General features: G+C 65.3%; 17 protein-coding genes and 1 pseudogene. 8 read left to right on the plus strand and 10 right to left on the minus strand.

From position 1 onward, the window contains the following. Positions 1–184: hypothetical protein (locus tag K678_RS18555; protein ID WP_155804479.1), on the minus strand; the 184-nt coding region annotated here is incomplete at its 3' end. A 169-nt stretch (positions 185–353) separates the two neighbouring features. Here K678_RS18555 and K678_RS06380 point away from each other — a divergent pair. From K678_RS06380 to K678_RS06390, 3 genes are all read left to right on the plus strand, one after another. Continuing rightward, entirely contained in the window at positions 354–1,667 is a 1,314-nt protein-coding gene (locus K678_RS06380; protein WP_021131639.1) for a hemolysin family protein, read from the plus strand. A 2-nt stretch (positions 1,668–1,669) separates the two neighbouring features. Further along, the gene (nhaD, locus tag K678_RS06385) at positions 1,670–3,055 is read left to right on the plus strand and encodes a sodium:proton antiporter NhaD (protein WP_231376218.1); all 1,386 of its coding nucleotides are present in this window, start codon (positions 1,670–1,672) and stop codon (positions 3,053–3,055) included. A gap of 170 nt (positions 3,056–3,225) precedes the next feature. Next, entirely contained in the window at positions 3,226–4,860 is a 1,635-nt protein-coding gene (locus K678_RS06390) for a hypothetical protein (protein WP_021131641.1), read from the plus strand. Between the two features lie 143 nt (positions 4,861–5,003). On the opposite strand, the gene K678_RS06395 is transcribed toward K678_RS06390, so the two are convergent. Further along, positions 5,004–5,498 carry a hypothetical protein gene (locus K678_RS06395; RefSeq protein WP_021131642.1) on the minus strand — a complete coding sequence of 165 codons (495 nt, stop codon included), beginning with the start codon at positions 5,496–5,498 and terminating at the stop codon, positions 5,004–5,006. A 144-nt stretch (positions 5,499–5,642) separates the two neighbouring features. Between K678_RS06395 and K678_RS06400 the strand changes: the two genes are divergently transcribed. Together K678_RS06400 and K678_RS19425 are read left to right on the plus strand one after the other, a co-directional pair. Then, positions 5,643–6,419, plus strand: coding sequence for a phosphatidylserine decarboxylase (locus K678_RS06400; protein WP_021131643.1), 777 nt, complete (start codon positions 5,643–5,645; stop codon positions 6,417–6,419). A 656-nt stretch (positions 6,420–7,075) separates the two neighbouring features. Further along, positions 7,076–7,768: a phosphatidylserine decarboxylase gene (locus K678_RS19425; protein ID WP_039852267.1), complete on the plus strand. Its 693-nt coding sequence runs from the start codon at positions 7,076–7,078 to the stop codon at positions 7,766–7,768. A gap of 224 nt (positions 7,769–7,992) precedes the next feature. On the opposite strand, the gene lpdA is transcribed toward K678_RS19425, so the two are convergent. From lpdA to K678_RS17625, 7 genes and pseudogenes are all read right to left on the minus strand, one after another. Next, positions 7,993–9,381 carry a dihydrolipoyl dehydrogenase gene (lpdA, locus tag K678_RS06410; protein ID WP_021131645.1) on the minus strand — a complete coding sequence of 463 codons (1,389 nt, stop codon included), beginning with the start codon at positions 9,379–9,381 and terminating at the stop codon, positions 7,993–7,995. Positions 9,382–9,397: 16 nt separating this feature from the next. Then, entirely contained in the window at positions 9,398–10,291 is an 894-nt protein-coding gene (locus K678_RS06415) for a 2-oxo acid dehydrogenase subunit E2 (RefSeq protein WP_021131646.1), read from the minus strand. Further along, a pseudogene (locus tag K678_RS06420) lies at positions 10,291–11,666 on the minus strand (pyruvate dehydrogenase complex E1 component subunit beta). The gene K678_RS06415 and the pseudogene K678_RS06420 overlap by 1 nt, the downstream one beginning before the upstream one ends. 16 nt (positions 11,667–11,682) lie before the next feature. Continuing rightward, positions 11,683–12,690, minus strand: coding sequence for a pyruvate dehydrogenase (acetyl-transferring) E1 component subunit alpha (gene pdhA / locus K678_RS06430; RefSeq protein WP_039852260.1), 1,008 nt, complete (start codon positions 12,688–12,690; stop codon positions 11,683–11,685). Between the two features lie 102 nt (positions 12,691–12,792). Continuing rightward, positions 12,793–13,104 (minus strand): FtsB family cell division protein, encoded by a 312-nt coding sequence (locus tag K678_RS06435; protein WP_021131650.1) that lies wholly within the window; start codon positions 13,102–13,104, stop codon positions 12,793–12,795. A gap of 178 nt (positions 13,105–13,282) precedes the next feature. Then, a complete protein-coding gene (locus K678_RS06440; protein WP_021131651.1) occupies positions 13,283–14,032 on the minus strand; it encodes a GGDEF domain-containing protein in 750 nt (249 codons plus the stop codon). A 47-nt stretch (positions 14,033–14,079) separates the two neighbouring features. Further along, positions 14,080–16,074, minus strand: coding sequence for a PAS domain S-box protein (locus K678_RS17625; RefSeq protein ID WP_021131652.1), 1,995 nt, complete (start codon positions 16,072–16,074; stop codon positions 14,080–14,082). Between the two features lie 102 nt (positions 16,075–16,176). Between K678_RS17625 and K678_RS06450 the strand changes: the two genes are divergently transcribed. Next, on the plus strand, positions 16,177–17,022 hold the full coding sequence (locus K678_RS06450) for a division plane positioning ATPase MipZ (RefSeq protein ID WP_021131653.1): 846 nt from the start codon (positions 16,177–16,179) through the stop codon (positions 17,020–17,022). A gap of 5 nt (positions 17,023–17,027) precedes the next feature. Here K678_RS06450 and K678_RS06455 read toward each other — a convergent pair whose 3' ends face one another. After that, entirely contained in the window at positions 17,028–18,320 is a 1,293-nt protein-coding gene (locus K678_RS06455; RefSeq protein WP_021131654.1) for an NCS2 family permease, read from the minus strand. 154 nt (positions 18,321–18,474) lie between these two features. Between K678_RS06455 and radA the strand changes: the two genes are divergently transcribed. Further along, entirely contained in the window at positions 18,475–19,848 is a 1,374-nt protein-coding gene (gene radA, locus K678_RS06460; protein WP_021131655.1) for a DNA repair protein RadA, read from the plus strand. A gap of 22 nt (positions 19,849–19,870) precedes the next feature. Then, positions 19,871–20,572, plus strand: a complete 702-nt coding sequence (locus K678_RS06465) for a CvpA family protein (protein WP_021131656.1) — start codon at positions 19,871–19,873, stop codon at positions 20,570–20,572. Positions 20,573–20,578 lie beyond the last annotated feature (6 nt).

Raw genomic sequence — 20,578 nt, forward strand, 5'->3', positions numbered from 1 at the left:
CGTCCAAGCGGCGGTCAAGATCGAGCTGCGCTTCCTTCAGCGGCAGCATTCGCCCGTCGCCGGTTTCAAGCAGTCGCCCGACCCGGCCGCTGACGATCCGGGGCGGTTCTCTCCGCTGTGCAAGTAAAGCTATCGTCTCGGGCGGAATCCAATGGGCGTGCCAATCGATGGTGGCGGGGGGCATGACGGTCTTCCTGCGCGGTCGGTCGGAGGCGGTTGGTGGAGTCGCGGATTGCACCGGGGTCCGGGGCCGTTATAATGCTCCACCCCACATCGTCCGGCGAGAGGGGTCTTCGCCGGTTCGGCGCGGATGCCGCCCTCCCTGGCGTTCCTCGAGGATAGCGTTTCCCCTGATGTCCCTGGCTTTTGAAATTGCCGTCATCGTCTTTTTGGTCCTTTTGAACGGCGCTTTCGCCATGTCCGAAATGGCGATCGTTTCATCCCGCCGCCAGCGTCTGGCGTCGCGCGCGGCCGAGGGCAGCCGGGGCGCTGCCCTTGCGTTGCGGCTGGCCGACGATCCCGGCCGCTTCCTGTCCTGCGTCCAGATCGGGATTACCCTGGTCGGTATCCTGGCCGGAACCTATTCTGGCGCGACCCTGGCCGGTCATCTGGCGATCTGGCTGGGGGGCATTCCGCTGCTGGCCCCGGTGGCTGACGCGCTGTCGATCACCGTGGTGGTCAGCCTGATCACCTATGCCTCGCTGATCGTCGGCGAATTGGTGCCCAAGCGGATCGCCTTGTCGAACCCGGAGCGGATCGCCGCCCTGGTCGCGCCGACGATGATGCTGATGGCGACGATTGCCTCGCCGGTCGTCTGGCTGCTGGAGGGGTCGACCCGGCTGGCGCTGCGGCTGCTGGGAGTGCGTGGCGGCAGCACCTCGACGGTGACCGAGGAAGAAGTGCGCGAGATGGTCGCCGAGGGAACCGAGGCCGGGGTGATCGACCCGCGCGAGCAGGAGATGATCTCGGGCGTGCTGCGCTTTGGCGAGCGGCGGGCGCGGGCGATCATGACCCCGCGCGGCGAAGTGGTGTGGATCGACCTGGAATGGGAGCCGAAGCGGATCGAGGCGATCGTTCGCGAAAGCCCGCATTCCCGCTTTCCTGCCTATCGCGGTAGCCTTGACGATGTCGTGGGTGTGATCCAGGCCAAGGATTTGCTGGACGGCTTCATGGCCCACGGCGGGTTCGACCCGGTTGCGGCGGTGCGGCCGATCGAGGTGGTTCCCGACACCGCTCCGGCGCTTCAGGTGCTCGACGTGCTGAAACGCTCGCGCATTCACATGGCGCTGGTGGTCGATGAATATGGCGAGGCCGAAGGCATCGTCACCGCCACCGACATCCTGCTGGCGGTGCTGGGAACCCTGGCCGAACATGGCGAGGATTACGAAGGCCGCATCACCCGGCGCGAGGACGGTTCGTGGCTGCTCGACGGGGATGTTGCCGTCGATATGGCGGCCGAGCGGACCGGATGCCGGGCGATGAGCGGCAGCGATAGCGATTTCACCACCGTCGCGGGCTTTGTCCTGTGGCGGCTGCGGGCGATCCCCGAGGCCGGGGATCATTTTATTGATACTGGCTGGCGGTTCGAAGTGGTCGACATGGATGGACGCCGGATCGACAAGGTTCTGCTCGCCCGGGTTGGTGCCGAAGAGGGAGACCCGGGATGAGGATGGCGATGCGGTGTGTGGCGGCGGTTTGGGGGCTGGCCCTGACCGTTCTGCCTGGGGTTGCTGTCGCGGCCGATCCCGCCGCCTTGCCCGATCTGACCGGACATTGGGTCGGGTTCGTCGGGCTGGGGCTGTTCGTGCTGGCCTATGCCCTGGTGATCGCCGAGGAATCGACGCATCTGCGCAAATCCAAGCCGGTGGTGGTTGCCGCCGGGCTGATGTGGACCTTGCTGGCGGTCGAGATGGCCCGGCGCGGTCAGTCCGACGCGGTGGCCGTCGCGGTGCGCCATGTCTTTCTCGAATATGCCGAGCTGCTGCTGTTCCTGCTGGTGGCGATGACCTATGTCAACGCGCTGGAGGAACGCAAGGTGTTCGACGCCTTGCGCTCGGCTCTGGTGCGCTCGGGCTTTGGTTATCGCGCCCTGTTCTGGCTGACCGGCGTGCTCGCCTTTTTTATCTCGCCGGTGGCCGACAACATGACCACCGCGCTGGTGATGTGCGCCGTGGTGCTGTCGGTCGGGCGGGACCAGCCACGATTCACCACCCTGTCCTGCATCAATATCGTCGTCGCCGCCAATGCCGGGGGCGCGTTCAGCCCGTTTGGCGACATCACCACGCTGATGGTGTGGCAGAAGGGCATGGTGCCGTTCGCCGACTTCTTCCGCTTGTTTCTCCCCGCCGTCGCGACCTTCGTGGTTCCGGCTTTGCTGATGCATGTCGCTTTGCCGTCCGGTGCGCCCAATGCGCGCGGGGCAGCGGTGGTGATGTTGCCGGGGGCGCTGGGGATCGCCGCTTTGTTCGGGCTGACCATTGCGATCACCGTCCTGTTCCATTCCGCGCTGCATCTGCCGCCGGTGATCGGGATGATGAGCGGTCTGGGCTTGCTGCAATTGTATTCCTATACGCTGCGGAGCCGGTACCGCCGCAATCCCACCCGGACCGAGTGGAATTTCGACGTGTTCGAGCGGATTTCGCGGCTGGAATGGGACACTCTGCTGTTCTTCTACGGTGTGATGATGTGCGTCGGTGCGCTGGGGCTGCTCGGCTATCTCTCGCTGACCTCGCACCTGCTCTACGAACAATTGGGGCCGACCAGCGCCAATATCGCGATCGGCGTGCTGTCGGCGATCTTTGACAATATCCCGCTGATGTTCGCGGTGTTGACGATGAATCCCGATATGGGGTTGGGGCAATGGCTGTTGATCACCCTGACGGCCGGGATCGGCGGCAGCCTGCTGTCGATCGGCTCGGCGGCCGGGGTGGCGCTGATGGGGCAGGCGCGGGGGATCTATACCTTTTCCGCGCATCTGCGCTGGAGTTGGGCGGTGGCCGCCGGTTTTGCCGCCGGAATCGTGGTTCATCTCGGGCTCAATGCCGACTTGTTCTGATGTTTTGACTGCGGAAAACCCGACCATGGCGCTTGACGCCGGGGGACGTCAGCGACACAGTGGCAGGCGCTGGGATCAGTGACAGAGGATCGTCCGGAGAGACGGTGGTCGGCATTTCCATTTCGAGGAGAGGCCGGGGGTCTCTGGATGGGCATTTTTTGGGGGGGCAGATGCGCAAGCTGGCAATCAAAAGCGTCGAGGAGGCCGAATTCGAGGCGGGCGGCCTCGTTCCGGCTTTGTCTCGGGCTTTGGCCGCCGTTACAGTTCTGGATGGAACCGTAACGACGTCGGAATATCTGTGTCTGGTTGAAGCCGCCAATGCGCTGGCCGATCAGTCCGACGACCCGGCGATGCCGGCGGCAATCGCACTCCGGGCACTGGCCGCTCCGGAAGGGCTTGATACCGCCCTGCGTCGGCTGAGAGAGGCCGCCCTTGGCCTGGAAGAGGAAGTTCGTCGCGCCGGGTTCGAGGTGGCTTTGCCGCTGCTGCGGGTCAGCGGCGACGATGCCCGCGATACCGCCGACCGCTTTGCCGCGGCGCTGGGGCTTGAGGTCGACGTCGAGACTCTCGACATTCCTGCCCCGGTACGGATTCGCCGCCGCGGCCCCAAGCCGGGCCCGTTCAGCCGATTGGTCAACCGGCGCGAAGATGAACGTCTGCTGGCGATCCTGGCTGTCGCCCAGGCCCACGGTCACACCGCGTTGGCCCGTTCGGTCGGCGAGCAACTGGCCGAGGGCAATACCAATCTAGCCGCTCTGCGGGCGTCGATTGCCGATCTTTCGCCCCGGATCGAAGCTCAGGTCGAGCGTTTGACGGCGCAGCGCGAGGCGCTGGGGCCGCAGCGGCAGTTGGCCGAGATTCTCAGTCTGTCGATCACGGCCAACGTCCGTCAGATCGAACAGCGGCTGGCGGCGATGATCCGCCGCATCGATTTCCAGAAAGAAACCTTCCGCGAAGACGTCCGCACTTTCCTCGACGATCCTGCCAACGGGGTCGATCTGGTGGTGCGCGAACTGATGTTCCAGGACGATCCGCTTGACCGCGACATCTGGGACAGCTTCGCCAACAGCAGCCATGGTCGCTCGGTGCAGCTTCGTTATGGCGAGTTGCAGCGCCGCTACGAATCCCAGATCACGCTTCTGAAGGAAGAGTTGATGCAGTTCCGCGAGGAGCTGATCTCCAACCGCACCACCTTCATGAAGACGATCGATCCCAAGCGCAGCGCCAGTCTGGCTCCGCCGCCCGCCGTGGGCGCCGCCGTCGATGCCGAACCGATGCATACCCGTCCGTTCGGTCGCAACACCACCCCGACGGTCCGCCGCGAATCCTGGCTGGGCCAGAATGTTCCGCGGATTTTCGAATTCGGCGATCTGCTCGCCAATGTCGTGCTGGTGCTGGGCGCGCTGGTGATCGGCATCGGGGCCTATGAAGTGCTGCTAGAGGCGTTGACCCTTCAGGATTTGTTGCCGCAGGGTCTGACGCTGGCCGCCGCCCTTGGCGTTCCGATGTTGTTGGCCGGTCTGTACAAGTGGCTGGCCAGCCCGGAGAAGCGCCGGGTCCGCGCCGCCCGCCGTCGTCGGGCTCGCATCCTGTCGCGGCTTGACGGGCTGATGGCCGACACCGTCGCCACGCATGACCGTATCCTGGATGGGGTGGTCGAAGAGTTCTTTGTCGCCGCCGAACAGTGCCTGGCTCCGCTGGTCCACTCGACCCAGCGGACTCTCGACGTCACGGTGCTTCAGGATCGCTGGATCGATCGTTCGACCCGGGCGACCCGCGACAGCCTCAAGGCTCTGTCGGCCTGATCGAATCGGCCGGGCACGGTGCGCAATGTCGCATCGTGCCCGGAATCCCCCGCCTCAGCGGGGATGGAGCGGCCCGCGCCGCCCAAAATTCCTATCTTCTCAATATGATGGCTTGGAATGAGTGCGCCGGGGCAAGGCTCGCGTCAGCGTGGGCGCTTGCGCCATTCCGGTTGCAAGGCGGTTTCGCCATTTTTCGCCGGAGCCAGCGGCGGGCGCAAGTAAACCGCAATCAATTCCAAGTAAGGCCGCGTCGGCAGAAGGAATTCAACAACCGCCGAAACTAGACCCGTCGCGGTCGGTGGCGTTTCCAAAGCAAGGTCGGTGCCGACCAGAATCCGTCCTTGAACGACACGCAGGCGTGAATGCTTCAGCGAATCGTTGGCGACGGCGCAAATCCGGGCCAGCCCGGCGCGGGCCTGTGCGGATTCGGCGGAATAGGGCATCGGGCCGACATCTCCGACAATCCGCAGGGTGACGCTGCCATGGTCGACCTCGACCCGGCCGACGAAGCGGATGTCGCGATAACGGAAGTCAAATTGGGTGGTTCCGTCGGCGAGAGGGAGTGCCTTCCCGCTGCCGTCACGCAACACCGAACCCGGGTCGATCGGTAAGGCCCATCCACCAGACCCGAAAGTCATTATTTTCGTCATGCCCACCTACGTTTGGAGGCCTAAAGCCCTTACTATGCATGCTGTTTTTCGAGATGAAAATCCAAAAGACCGGGTGTATAAGTTGCCATGTCCCGACGCATCCGGCGGGATACATGATCCGGAGGGGTGGAAATGGCCGAGGATAATTCGCTGACCAAGTACCTGTCGTTCCCCGTGAACCGTGAAGGGTGGCTTTTCATTGCTCTCTTCGCCGTCGTTGCGTGGGTGCTCGGTCAGATTTGGGGGTTGCTGGGGTGGCTGGGTTTCTTCGCTACCGTTTGGAGCGTCTGGTTCTTCCGTGATCCGGAGCGCGTGACCCCGTCTCGTGACGGTGTCGTCGTCAGCCCGGCTGATGGCGTCGTCAAGACCGTCTCGACTGTCGCGCCGCCGGCCGAATTGGGCCTGGGCGACAAGCCGCGGGTTCGGGTTACCCTGCTGCGTAATCTGCTCAATGTACATGTGAATCGTGCCCCGGTCGAGGGCAAGGTCACCAAGACCGTTGAAGTCGCCGGTGTCTTTGAAGACGCGTCGCGTGATTCCGCCGCCGCCGAGAACGATCGTCTTGGCGTCGTTGTTACCAGTGCCAACAATCGTCCGGTTGCCGTCGTTCAGGTCGCCGGTCTGGTCGTGCGTCACCTCAGCAACGATCTGGTCGAAGGTCAGCCGGTGAAGGCCGGTCAGCGCGCCGGTATCGCCCGTCTCAGCCTCGATCCGGTCAAGGATCTGGTGAAGCGCTTCAAGGGCGAAGCCTCGGCCGAGGCGAAGGATGCCGCCAAGGCGTCGTCCAGCTTCTCGCTCGGTCAGCTGGTGACCCGCGTCGACGTCTACCTGCCGGAAGGCGTGGCGGCGACCGTGGCCCCCGGCCAGTCGATCATCGCCGGCGAGACGGTTCTGGCTGAACTCGCTTAAGGACGAACCCGGCCCGGCGGGTGGGGTCGGACCGGATGTCGGTCGTGTGGGGGTCGCGTCTCCACCCGACCGGCGCAAGGCACACTCGGGACGAAAGTCCGTTGTGGGCTTTCTTTGCCGGGTAACCGGCCTTACGATTACATCTGAACAACCCTCCTTCGTTCGTCTTGAACGGAGGAGGGTTTCCTGCCCGGCGGGGCCGAACACGTATGGGGGGAGTCATGTCCCGCAAAAGTGGAAAGAACCACCAGGGCGGCGATCAGTCCGCTCTGTCCAAGCCGAAAACTGCTGCTGCCAAGCCGGCTGCTGCCACGGCCGCGCCGAAAGCTGCGCCTGCGGCGAAGCCTGCCGCCGCTGCGGCGGCTCCGACGAAGTCCGCTCCGGCCGCTGCGCCGAAGCCCGCTCCGGCTGCCGAGGCGGTGACGCCCGCGCCGGTCGAAGCCGCGCCCGCTCCGGTCGCCGAGGCTGCGAAGCCCGCTCCGGTCGAAGTTGCGCCCGTTCCCGTCGTTGAGGCTACGAAGCCTGCGCCGGTTGAAGTCAAGCCCGCTCCGGTCGTCGAAGCGCCGAAGCCCGCGCCGACCCCGGCGAAGCCTGCTCCCGTCGTCGAGACCGCGAAGCCCGCCGTGGTGGTGCTGCCGCAGACTCCGGGCGGAAAATTGTCGACCCAGCCGGCTGTGCTGGGGATCAATCGCGAAGGCTGGCTGTTCGTCGGCGCCGGTCTGGTTGGCTGGCTGGTGCTCGGCCACATCTGGGGCTTCCTCGGCACCCTGTCGCTGTTGTTCGCCGTGTGGTGTGCCTGGTTCTTCCGCGATCCGAAGCGGGTGGTTCCGGTGCGTCCCGGTCTGGTGATTTCGCCCGCCGATGGTGTGGTGCAGACCGTCGAACAGGCGGTTCCCCCGGCGGAACTGGGCTTTGGCCCCGAGCCGCGTCCGGTTGTCCGCGTGTTCATGAACGTCTTCAACGTCCATGTGAACCGCGTTCCCGCCAACGGTACCGTGGCGCGGACGGCCTATCGTCCCGGCAAGTTCTTCGATGCCTCGCTCGACAAGGCGAGCGAGCATAACGAACGTGTCGCGGTGCGGCTGACCCTGGATGACGGGCGGGGCGATATCGCCTTTGTTCAGATCGCCGGTCTGGTGGCGCGGCGGATCAGCAACGGCCTGAAGGACGGTCAGAAGGTGAAGGCGGGTGAACGCTTTGGCCTGATCCGCTTCGGCAGCCGTCTTGATATCTATCTGCCCGAGGGGGCCAAGCCCCTCGTCGCCGTCGGTCAGACCGCGATCGCGGGCGAGACGGTGCTGGCTGATCTTGTTTCGGCGGAACCGGCCCGGATCGGGACCGTCCGCTAGGCTGTCCGGTTGGGGTTAAGAGTGGGGCCGCGCCGCCTTTGGGCCGCGCGGCCCTTTTCTTTGTGAAACGCTGTAACCGGGTATACGCCCCGATCCCCCCATCGGGAGGCATAGCCTCCCGACTCCTCTTTATTTTTAAGTCATTGATATATAAAGGGAATGGAGGTTTTGAGGCGTTTGCCTCCGAACGGGTCTGGGCGGTCGCCCGGCCGCGCAGCGGAGCTTTAAACGTGCAACGCCCGGCCAAAGGCGGCCAGGACGGCTTCGTGCATCGCCTCGGACAAAGTGGGGTGAGGGAAGATGGTGGCAATCAGTTCGGCCTCGGTCGCTTCCAGGGTTCCGGCGACGGCGTAGCCCTGGATCATTTCGGTCGCTTCGGGGCCGATGATGTGAGCGCCCAGCAATTCGCCGCTGGTGGCGTCGAACACAGTCTTGACCAGCCCGTCAGCCTCGCCCAGCGCGATCGCCTTGCCGTTGGCGGCAAAGGGGAAGCGACCGATCCTGAGCGTGTGGCCCAGGGCCAGGGCGGCGGGTTCGGTCAGACCGACCGAGGCGACCTGGGGATGGCCGTAGGTGCAGCCGGGAATGCGGCGGGGATCGAGCGGATGCAGGCCGGGCAAACCGGCGATCGCCTCAACGCACAGCACGCCTTCGTGGCTGGCCTTGTGGGCGAGCCAGGGCGGACCAGCGACATCGCCGATCGCGTAGAGGCCGGGCTGATCGGTCCGGCACAGCGAATCCGTAACGATATGGCCCTTTTCGACACGAGCGCGGGTGGTGTCGAGTCCGATTTCCTCGACATTGCCGGTGATGCCGATCGCGACGATGATCCGATCGGCGGGGAGGTGCAGGGTTTGCCCCCCGGCCTCGACCGCGATGTCTACCTCGCTCTCGTGCTTGGTCAGTCCGGTAACCTTGGCCCCGGTGTGAATGCGTATCCCCTGACGCTCGAACGCGGCTCTCGCCAGGGCGGAGATTTCCGGGTCCTCGACCGGCAGGATGCGGTCAAGCGCTTCGACCACCGTGACCTCGGCGCCGAAAGTGGCAAAGAAGCTGGCAAATTCGATCCCGATCGCGCCCGATCCGATCACCACCAGACGCTTGGGCAGGATGTCGGGGGTCAGCGCCTCGCGGTAGCTCCACAGAAAGCGGCCATCGGGTTCAAAGCCGGGCAGCAGACGGGCGCGCGCTCCGGTCGCCAGGATGATATGCGGCGCGGTCAACGTGCCTTTGCCCTCGACCGCGATCTGGCCCGGCCCGGTCAGGCGGGCGCTGCCTTCGATCACCGTCACCTTGTTCTTTTTGAGCAGATGGCGCACCCCGGCCTGGAGCCGCCCGGCGACATCGCGCGAGCGGGCGACGATCCGGCCAAGGTCAAAGCCAAGCGGGCCGGTCGACAGACCGAACGAGTCCGCTTCGCCCATCAGCCGGTAAATCTCGGCCGAGCGCAGCAGGGCCTTGGTCGGGATGCAGCCCCAATTGAGGCAGATACCGCCCAGATGCGCCCGTTCGATCAGGGTGACGGTCAGGCCAAGCTGGGCGGCGCGGATCGCGGCGACATAGCCGCCCGGTCCTCCCCCGATCACGATCAGATCGTTTGCGCTTTCGGCCATCGCACTCTCTCTTTCACTACAGCATCATTCGCAACGGGTCTTCGAGCAGACCTTTGACGGCAGCGAGGAAGCGGGCGCCGGTGGCACCGTCCACCGTCCGATGATCGACAGACAGGGTCACGCTCATGACGGTGGCCACCGCCAGCGCGCCATCCTTGACGATCGGGCGGGGCTCGGCCGCGCCGACGGCCAGGATGCAGGCTTGTGGCGGGTTGATGATCGCGGCGAACTCGCGCACGCCATACATGCCGAGATTCGAGATGGTGAAGCCGCCGCCCTGGTACTCTTCGGGCTTCAGTCCGCCGTCGCGGGCGCGGGCGGCCAGGGCCTTGACCTCGGCGGAGAGTTCGCCCAGTCCCTTGCGGTCGGCTTGCCGAACAATCGGGGTAATCAGTCCCTCGGGCGTCGCCACCGCAACGGCAATGTCGATGTCGGTGAAGCGGCGGATCGCGGTTTCGGCCCAGGCGGCATTGGCCTCGGGCACGGCACGCAGCCCCAGCGCCACCCCGCGCAGGATGAAATCGTTGACCGACAGCTTGTCGGGGGCAAGGCGGGTGTTGAGCTGCTCGCGCAAGCTCAGAATCGCATCCATCTCGATATCGATGGTGAGGTAGAAGTGGGGGATCGTCGCTTTTGCCTCGGTCAGGCGGCGGGCAATCGTGCGGCGCATCGGCGAGAGCGGGAGATCGGTATAGCCGGTCGTGGGAGCCGCTGGAACCGGGGCCGCAGGGACGGGCGCGGACGGGGCCGCAACCGGAGCCGGACGGGGAGCAGCCTTGGCCGCCTCGACATCGGCCTTGACGATCCGCCCGTGCGGGCCGCTGCCGGTCAAGGTGGCAAGGTCGATCCCGGCGGCGGCGGCAAGACGGCGGGCCAGCGGGCTGGCGAACAGGCGAGGGGACGGGCTCATCACGCGCCTCCTTCGCTTGGCCGGTTGCACAGGGCGCGGGCGGCGGCGGCGACTGTTGCGGGCTGGGGCAGGGCCAATTGTTCCAGATTGGCGGCATAGGGTAGCGGCACGTCGGCACCGCACACCCGGCTCGGCGGCGCGTCGAGCCAATCGAAGGCGCGTTCGACGATCTGGGCGGCGATTTCGGCGGCCAGCCCGGCGACCGGCCAGCCTTCCTCGACGGTCAGGATGCGGTTGGTCTTCTGTACCGAGGTGACCAGGGTGTCGATGTCGAGCGGACGGAGCGAGCGCAGGTTGATTACTTCGGCCTCGATCCCCTCGGCCTTCAAGGTCTGGGCGGCGTCGAGCGCGACCTGAACCATCCGTGACCACGCCACCAGGGTGATGTCGCGGCCGCTCTGGACGATTTCAGCCTGACCGAACGGGAGCACGAAGTCGGGATCATCGGGGACGTCGAAGGTCTGGCCGTAGAGCAATTCGTTTTCCAGCACCACCACCGGGTTGGGGTCGCGAATTGCCGCCTTCAACAGGCCCTTGGCGTCGGCGGCGCTCCACGGCGCGACCACTTTCAGGCCGGGGCAATGGGCGTACCAGGACGAGAAATCCTGGCTGTGCTGGGCACCGACCCGGGCGGCGGCACCGTTGGGACCGCGAAAGACAATCGGACAGGACAATTGCCCGCCCGACATATAGCGGGTCTTGGCCGCCGAATTGAGGATATGGTCGATCGCCTGGAGAGAGAAATTGAACGTCATGAACTCGACGATCGGCTTCAGGCCGGTGAAGGCGGCTCCGCAGGCCAGCCCGGTAAAGCCCATTTCGGTGATCGGGGTATCGACCACCCGCTTTGGCCCGAATTCGTCGAGTAACCCCTGGCTGATCTTGTAGGCCCCCTGATACTGGCCGACCTCCTCGCCCATCAGGAAGACATCGGGGTCGCGGCGCATTTCCTCGGCCATCGCGTCGCGCAGGGCGTCGCGGACGGTCTGGCGATGGGTAGTGACCGGGGGCGCGGCGCGGACGGGCGTGGTAACCGGAGCCGGGGGTGGCGGCGGTGCAGCCGAGGCAGGTGCGGCGGTGGCGGCAGGGGCGGGGGCGGGGCGGCGGTCGCGCCCGCCTCGGGCAGGCTTTCACCGTCCAGCAGCAGCAGGGCCAGCGGGGTGTTGACCGCGACCCCATCGGTTTCGGCGGGAACCAGGATGCGGCCGAGAATACCGTCCTCGATCGATTCCAGTTCCATCGTCGCTTTGTCGGTTTCGATTTCGGCCAAGGCATCGCCGGATTTCACCGCGTCGCCTTCGGCCTTCAACCAGCGGGCCAGCCGCCCTTCGCGCATCGTCGGCGACAGCGCCGGCATCAAAATCTCGATCGGCATCGGTGGCGGTCTCCGCTCAGGCTTCGGACAGAACGTCGGTCCAGAGTTCCGACGCGGCAGGTTCGGGGCTGGTCTGGGCGAAGTCGGCGGCGGCGGCGACGCTGGCCTTGATCGTCCGGTCGATCTCCTTCAATCCCGCTTCGTCGATCACGTTCTGGGATTGCAGAATCTGGCGCAGCCGGTCGATCGGATCGTGGTTGTCCCGCATCTCGGACACCTCTTCCTTGCTGCGGTACTTGGCCGGATCGGACATCGAATGGCCGCGATAGCGATAGGTCATCATTTCCAGGATGAACGGACCGGCCCCGGCGCGGGCATAGGCCAGGGCGCGGGCCGCCGCCGAGCGCACCGACAGCACGTTCATTCCGTCGATCCGCTCGCCGGGAATGCCATAGGCAGCCCCACGGGCGCACAATTCGTCGCCGGCGGCATGGCGGGCCGAGGCGGTGCCCATCGCATACAGATTATTCTCGATCACGAACACCACCGGCAGCTTCCACAGCGCCGCCATGTTGAAGGATTCGTAGACCTGTCCCTGATTGACCGCGCCATCGCCGAGATAGACGTGGGCGACGCCGCCGTCACCCCGGTATTGGTGGGCAAAGCCCAACCCGATCCCCAGCGGGACCTGAGCCCCGACGATGCCATGGCCGCCATAGAAGCGGTGGTCGCGGCTGAACATATGCATCGAGCCGCCCTTGCCGCGCGAATAGCCGCCCGAGCGTCCGGTCAGCTCGGCCATTACCCCCTTGGGGTCCAGCCCACAGGCCAGCATGTGGCCGTGATCGCGATAGCTGGTGATGCAGGAATCGGTCGGTCCGGCCATCGCCTGCATGCCGGTGACGACCGCTTCCTGACCGATATAGAGATGACAGAAGCCGTTGATTTGCCCCATGCCGTACAATTGTCCGGCCTTTTCCTCGAAGCGGCGGATCAGCAGCATCGAGCGGTAGAGCCTCAGCAACTCCTCGGGCGGGGGAGTGGCAGGCGTTGCGGGGTCCGGCTGGCGTGGTTTGACGGCCATGAATACTCCCCTGCGGATTGGAGCGAAGGGCTCATCTCCGAAGGTGGAGCATAGCAGGCCGTCCTGCAAGGGGAAGGAAGAGAATTCAGTGCCGGGTCGCGATCAGCGACGGCGGTCGAACACGACGATATCGCCGTCTTTGCTCATGTTGAGCATGATCCGGGCCCGCTCTTCCAACATGTCCTGATCCAGGTGATCGGGCCGCAGCAACAAAACACGGTGCTCCATGTCGCGCCGTTCCGACGAAACCTTGGCCAACTGTAATTCCGCCCCAAGGATTTCATCTTGCATCCGCAACCAAGCGCGGATACCGCGATCTCCCTCAACCGTGTGATAGGCGAAATAGACCACAGCACTGACACCGACAAGGGGTCCGGCGATGTGGCGAAGATAGCGTCGAATATCCTGAATCATTGCGGGATGAAATCACAGCCGGAATCGTTCCGTCAATAGCCGCCGGTCGAAAAATTAGATTTCACTAAAGGTCGTGACATTTCGATCAAAACAAACCGTCTCCTGTCATCTTCTGTGATTAATACCACATTGACCCGATGAACATAGAGAGAACGCGGCTATTCCTTGGTCTGAAGGATCAACTTGGCACGCCGCGCCGGGCCGCGTCAGCCGCCGCCAGGGCTGTTTCGGCGCTCTCTCCCGCCGCCAGGATGTGATAGCCCGAGAACATGGCGAAACTGTGCGAGGTTCCCTGCCAGACAAAGGGCAATAAGTTGATCTGCTCCATGATCTCGCGCACCTTGGTCCGGGCCATCGCCAGATTGGTCGAGACCAGCACCAGGGCGAAGTCGCTGCCGCCCAGCAAGCCCCGAGGATCGGTGGTGCGCAAGGCCCCCACCAGTGTGGCGCAGATATGGCGCAGGGCGGCATCGCCCGCCGCGATCCCATCTTGCTGGCGGATCAGTTCTATTCCGGCGACGTGCAGCACCACCAGAGTCCCGTCGGCTACGCCCGACCCCAGCAGGGATTCCAGCGCCCGCATAAAGCCGCGCCGATTGGGAATCGGCAGAGAGGCATCCTGATCGGCCAGGGTTTCCAGATGGGACAGGCGGCGGCGCGTGTGGCCGTCGGTCCAGCGCAGCCGGTCGAGTTCGCCCAGCAAGCCGGTGATCGAACTCATCACCGCCGGGGTGATCACCGTTTCGGGCAGGCCAAGGATCGAGGCGACATCATTGGTCGAATGTTCGACCCGGGGCGGTTCCGAGGGAGGATAGGGCGAATGCTGCGGATAAGGGGGATGGCCGAACCCGGACGAATCGCGCTCGTGCCCGCTGCCTTTGGCCGGGGCGATGGGGATCAGCGGGTCGGTGCGGAACTCATTGGCCATTCCTCACCCCTTCCGGTCAGGGGCCAAGCAGGGATAACCATATTATATCACATTGGTGGAGCTATCGTCTCCTGCTCCGAAATCGGTAGGACAACCCGGAAGATTGATCCTTCGCCCGGACGGCTTTCGACGCTGATGACGCCACCCATGCCTTTGATCAAGTTTAGCACCACCGAGAGCCCCAGCCCGGTGCCTTGTCCCACTGGCTTGGTGGTGAAGAACGGGTCGAAGATGCGGGCGATGGTGGCGGCATCCATCCCGCTGCCGGTATCGGCGATGCTGATCTTGACGTAATGAGCGTTGGGGGACAACGCCGAGAGCGGGTTGAACGGTGGGTCCGACATGCTTTTTTCCGCCTGACGCTCGCGACTGGCGGCAATCAGTGCCGCCAGACCCGTCGGGTCCAATTCGATCATCGACAGGGTCAGGGTGCCGTGCCCGTCCATCGCGTCGCGGGCGTTGTTGATCAGATTGAGCAGGACCTGCTGCAATTGCCCGGCATCGCCGATGATCGTCGCCTGCTCGACCTCGCGCCGCCGGACCACCCGGATCGAGGGCGGCAGGGTCAAGGCGGCCATCGCGGCGAAATCGTCGAACACCCGCACCAGATCGACCGGCCCCAGGACTTTGCTTTCCTTGCGGCAATAGGCCAGCACGTTGCGAACGATGTCGCGGCTGTTCTTCGAGGCATCGATGATCCGCCGACACCGTTCGGCGTTGCGCTCGTCCAGGATGGCGGTGCGGGCGATCATCTCGGCCCCCATCAGGATCGGCCCCAGCATGTTGTTCAGTTCGTGGGCGATACCCCCGGCCAGACGGCCCAGCGCCTCAAGCTTCTGCCCCTCATGCAGCAGGAGTTCGAGTTGGCGGCGCTCGTGGGCGATCCGGGTGGTTTCGGTGACGTCCTCGATGAAGAACAGCAGCGACGGCTCGGGCTCGTCGGGCGCGCTGGGATACCGGGTGCCGGTCATCCGCCAGTGACGCTCGGCCCCGTCGGCAAGCCGGGGCGAGCAGAGCAGGGCGAACGACATCCCCGCCGGGGGAATCCGCGACGGCGGCGGCAGCAATTCGTTCGGAATGAGGCTGTGCAGATTGGTTCCGAGCAGGCTGGAATAGCCATCGCTGGCCATGCTCTCGAACGCTGGATTGCAGAAGCGGATGGTGCCGTCCATCGTGACGACGACGATCCCGTGTGCGGCGGTGACAAAGGTCAGACGCAGGCGGCGTTCGCTTTCCGCCATCTTGCGTTCGGCGTTGCGCCGCCTCGTGATATCGCGGCCGATCACGATCAGCGACAGCCGCCCGTCGCTGCGCAATTCGCTGACGGTCATCTCGAAGGGAAAGCGCGACCCGTCGCGTCGCCGTCCCATCATCTCGTTTTCGACCGGCCGGTCGGGCGCATCGGGATCGGCTGCGACCAGAGCCACCGGAGACGGGGTTCCCGGCTCGATCAAATCGGCGAATGGCAAGCCGGGGCCTTCGTTGGGGCCAAGCCCGAACTCGCGCCGCGCTGCGGAATTGCACCACGTTACCCGGTCGTCATCGGACAAGATGAATATGCAATCCTGCGCATGATCCATCAGGGTCTGGTGATGGAATTCGGCGCGGACCTGGCGCGTGTTGTCGAGCCACACCCCATCCCAGACAATCCGCCCGTCCGCCATCCGGTGCGGGCGGGAGGATTCGGCCAGCCAGCGGGTTTCGTCAGCGGCGGTGACGACGCGGAAATCACTGCGGCAGGGCGACAGGGTTCGGGCGGACTCGCGGATCGCCGCCAGATAGGTGTCGCGGTCGGCCCAGTGGATCACTCCCAACGCACCGCTGGCCGAGACGGTCAGCGCCTCGGGGGCAACGCCCAGGGTGCCCGCGGTCTTCTCGGAAATCCACGGATAGCGGATGGTGCCGTCGGCCAGCATCTCGCGTTGCCAGCTGAGGCAATCGAGTTCGGCCAGGATGTCGGCCCGGACCCCGCAAAACAGAGCCGGGTCTCTGTCTTCGTCTGCGGGAGGATGCAACGGAGCAAACGGGCCGGGACGGGTCATGGACTGGCCTTGCAAGGGATGGGAGAGCATGCCTTCGGTAGTGTACCATGCCCCTTCGCGCGGGGCGAGGTTCGCCCCCCGGAACCGGAAGGGGAGAACAACGTGGGGCCGCGCGCGCATGTGGTGGTGATCGGCAACGAAAAGGGCGGGTCGGGCAAGACCACCGTGGCGATGCATGTGACGGTCGGGCTGCTGCGGCTGGGGTTCCGGGTCGGCTGCATCGATCTCGATCATCGCCAGCAATCGCTTGGCCGCTATATCGCCAACCGGGTCGGCTGGGTCGGCCGGACCGGGGTGGCGCTGCCGATGCCGCGGATGTCGATCGTGTCGCCCTCAGATATCGATTCGAAGTCCGGGGCGATTGCCGAGGAATGCGCGGGCTTCGACCGTGTCCTCGACGATCTTGCCGCCGATTGTGATTTCGTGGTCGTCGATTGTCCCGGCTCGGATGTTCCGCTGGCCCGCCACGCCCACATCCACGCCGACACCCTGATGACCCCGATCAATGACAGCCTGCTCGATCTCGACCTGCTGGGGCGGCTTGATCCGATCAGCCGCACCCTGGTCCAGGCCGGTCCTTATGCCGATCTGGTGTGGGAGTTGCGCCGCGAGCGACGGCGGCGGCATCGCTCCGGCATTGATTGGGTGGTGACCCGCTCGCGCCTGTCGACCTTGTCCGACCGCAACAAGCTGATGATGGCCGACCTGCTGCCGACGATGCAAAAGGTGCTGGGCTTTCGCCTCGCCGATGGGTTCGGCGAGCGGATGATCTATCGCTACCTGTTCCTGTGGGGGCTGACCGTGCTTGATCTCGATCAGGCCGGGATCGGGATGGAGATGACGAAGTCGCACCGCGCCGCCCGTGACGAGGTCTGCGCCCTGCTGGGCGAATTATGGCTGCCCCGCGTCGCCGAGCGGCTCGACCGTCTGCGCGATCCGGTTCCGTAACCTCTTTAGCCGACGAAAGCGTGTTTGGCTAATGCCGCCGCCGCCAGCAGCCATACCGCCACACCGACTTCGCGCCCGCGCCCGGATAACAGCTTGATCGCGGCAAAGGAGATCAGGCCAAAGGTGATCCCGTCGGCGATCGAGAAGGTCAGCGGCATCGCCAGCGCGGTGATTGTCGCCGGAACCGCCTCGGTCACGTCGTCCCAGGCGATTCCGCTCAGGCTGCCGGTCATCACGCAGGCGACGAACAACAGCGCCGGGGCGGTGGCGTAGGCCGGCACCGAGGCCGCCAGCGGGCTGAAGAACAGCGCCAGCAGGAACAAAGCGGCGACGGTGATTGCGGTCAGGCCGGTGCGCCCGCCCGCCTTGATCCCGGCGGCGCTCTCGATATAGCTGGTGGTGGGAGAGGTGCCGAGCGCGGCTCCGCCGGTCGCGGCCAGGGCGTCGGCGATCAGCACCCGCCCGGTGCGCGGCAGCTTGCCGTTCGCATCCAGCAGCCCGGAACGGTGGGCCAACCCGACCAGGGTTCCGGCATTGTCGAACAGCACGACGAACAGGAAGGCGAAGATGATCGCCACCAGCCCGAGATCAAGCGCGCCCCGGACATCCATCGCGAGGAAGGTCGGGGCAATCGGGGGGGGAGGGGAGACGATGCCGCCGAACGGGCTGACCCCCAGCGCCATTCCCGCCGCCGCCGTGCCGAGGATGCCGATCAGGATCGCGCCGGGGACTTTGCGGGCGTCAAGCGCGACCATGATCAGGAATCCGGCGATGGCGAGCAGGACCGGCGGCTGGTGCAGATCGCCCAGGGTGACCAGGGTGCTGGGATGGGCGACGATCAATCCGGCGTTCTTCAGCGCGATGGTGCCGAGAAACAGCCCGATTCCGGCCGAGATCGCCAGCTTCAGCGAATGAGGAATCGCGTCGATAATCGTCTCGCGCGCCGGAGACAGCGCCAAGGCGAGGAACAGCAGCCCCGATACGAACACCGCACCCAGCGCGACCTGCCAGGAATGGCCCAGCCCCAGCACCACGGTATAAGTGAAATAGGCGTTGAGGCCCATTCCCGGCGCCAGCGCGATCGGATAATTGGCCAACAGCCCCATCAGCAGGCTGCCGCCCGCCGCCGCCAGACAGGTCGCGGCGAACACCGCGCCGTGATCCATTCCGGCCTCGGCCAGGATCGCCGGGTTGACGATGATGATATAGGCCATCGTCAAAAAGGTGGTCAGCCCGGCCAGAATCTCGGTCGATACCGAGCTTCCCTGAGCCTTGATCGCGAAGAAACGGTCCAGCATGATTTCCCCCACCCCCCGGTGACTCTTCGGCCCCAGGGATAGCGCACAAGCGCGTCGCGGCCAAGGCCGATCAAGCGAACGCATTTCGCATTGTTGCCTCAATGTTCCCGTGATACGGTGCCCCGCTTCACCATGACCGGAAAGCCGGATCGCCGTGGCCAAAGCCTCTCCCCGTTTTGTCTGTCAGGAATGCGGGTCCGTCACCACCAAGTGGGCGGGCAAGTGCGAAGCCTGCGGTGCCTGGAACTCGATCCTCGAAGAAGCCGCCCGTGACGAGATCCCCAAGGGACTGTCGGGCGGCAAGGGACGGCGGATCGATTTCGTCGCGCTGGAGGGCAGTTCTGCGCCGTTGCCGCGCCTGATCACCGGGATCGGCGAACTGGACCGGGTCTGCGGCGGCGGGCTGGTCCCCGGCTCGTGCCTGCTTGTCGGCGGCGATCCCGGCATCGGCAAATCGACTTTGCTGCTTCAGGCCAGCGCGGCCCTGTCCGCCGGGGCCAAGGTTGCCTATATATCGGGTGAAGAAGCGGTCGATCAGGTGCGGATGCGCGCCCACCGGCTGGGCCATGCCCGGGCCGGGGTGGCGCTGGCCTCGGCGACCAGTCTGCGCGATATCGTCGCCACCCTCGACGGTCCCGATGCTCCCAACGTGGTGGTGATCGATTCGATCCAGACGGTTTATGCCGACAGCATCGAGGCCGCGCCCGGCACGGTCAGTCAGGTTCGCGCCGCCGCCGCTGAACTGATCCGTCTGGCCAAGCGGCGCGGCTTTGTCCTGTTCCTGGTCGGTCACGTCACCAAGGAAGGCACCATCGCCGGACCCCGCGTGCTGGAACACATGGTCGATACCGTGCTTTACTTCGAAGGCGATCGCGGCCACCAGTTCCGCATCCTGCGCGCCACCAAGAACCGCTTTGGTGCCACCGACGAGATCGGGGTGTTCGAGATGACCGAGCAGGGCCTGTCCGAGGTTGCCAATCCCTCGGCCCTGTTTCTGGCCGAACGGCGGGGCAATGTGTCGGGGTCCTGCGTCTATGCCGGGATCGAAGGCAGTCGCCCGATGCTGGTCGAAATTCAGGCGTTGGTGGCTCCGTCCTCGCTGTCTTCGCCGCGCCGCGCCGTGGTCGGGTGGGATACCGGCCGTCTGGCAATGGTGATGGCGGTGCTTGACGCCCGTTGCGGGCTTGCTTTGTCGGGGAATGACGTTTATTTGAACGTCGCAGGCGGCTTGCGCATTACCGAACCGGCGGCCGATCTGGCAGTGGCGGCGGCTTTGCTGTCATCGTCGTCGGATGTGCCGGTTCCGGCCGATATGGTCGTGTTCGGCGAGGTGGGCTTGTCGGGCGAGATTCGCGCCGTGGCCCAGGCCGACCTTCGGTTGAAGGAAGCCGCCAAGCTGGGATTCGCCCAGGCGCTGGTGCCGTCCAGGCCGCGCCGGGACAAATCGGTGGGTGCGTCGGCCGGTCCGTTGACGATCCGCACCGTCGGGCATCTTCAGGACGTGCTGGGGCTGTTCCGCCCGGCATAGCCGTCGATTGGAAACAGGGCGAATGGGAAACCTCAATATCACCGTGGTCGACGTCGTCGTGATCGGGGTGCTTCTCGGCTCTGCCGGGTTTGCTTTTCTGCGCGGCTTTGTCCAGGAAGTGCTGTCGATCACCTCGTGGGTCGGCGCGGTGTTCGCCACTCTTTATGGTTTCTCGACGCTCCAGCCGTTTTTCCGTTCGCAAATCGGCGTGCCGTGGGCGGCCGATGCCGCCACCGGGGCCACCCTGTTCCTGGTCACCCTGCTGGTCTTGTCGTTGCTGACCAAACGGGTGTCGGACCGGGTTCGCCAAAGCGCGATGAACAGCGTCGATTCCTCGCTTGGCTTCGTGTTCGGTCTGGCGCGCGGTGCGGTGCTGCTGTCGCTGGCCTTTCTCGCCGTCGCCTGGCTGTTCGACCGTCCCGATCATTATCCGGCCTGGCTGGCCGACGCGCGCAGCCGTCCCTGGCTTGAACGCGGCGGCACCATGTTGAAATCAATGGCGCCCGAAGGCTTCGGTCAGGCCGAGCTTAAGGCCCGCAACGTTTCCTCCGAAACCCGCCAGATGATCGAGGCGGAGCAGACCTTCCAGAAATTCGTTTCCCCCCAACCGGCCGCACCCATTACCGTGGCCCCGGGGGCCACGGCCGCTCCGGCGCGACCGGCCCCAGTCTACGACAGCGAAAGCCGTGCCCAGATGGAACGGCTGATCCGCGGCAATCAGTAGGATCAC

Origin of the sequence: Magnetospirillum fulvum MGU-K5, from assembly GCF_000442515.1 — a bacterium.
GTDB lineage: Bacteria > Pseudomonadota > Alphaproteobacteria > Rhodospirillales > Magnetospirillaceae > Phaeospirillum > Phaeospirillum fulvum_B.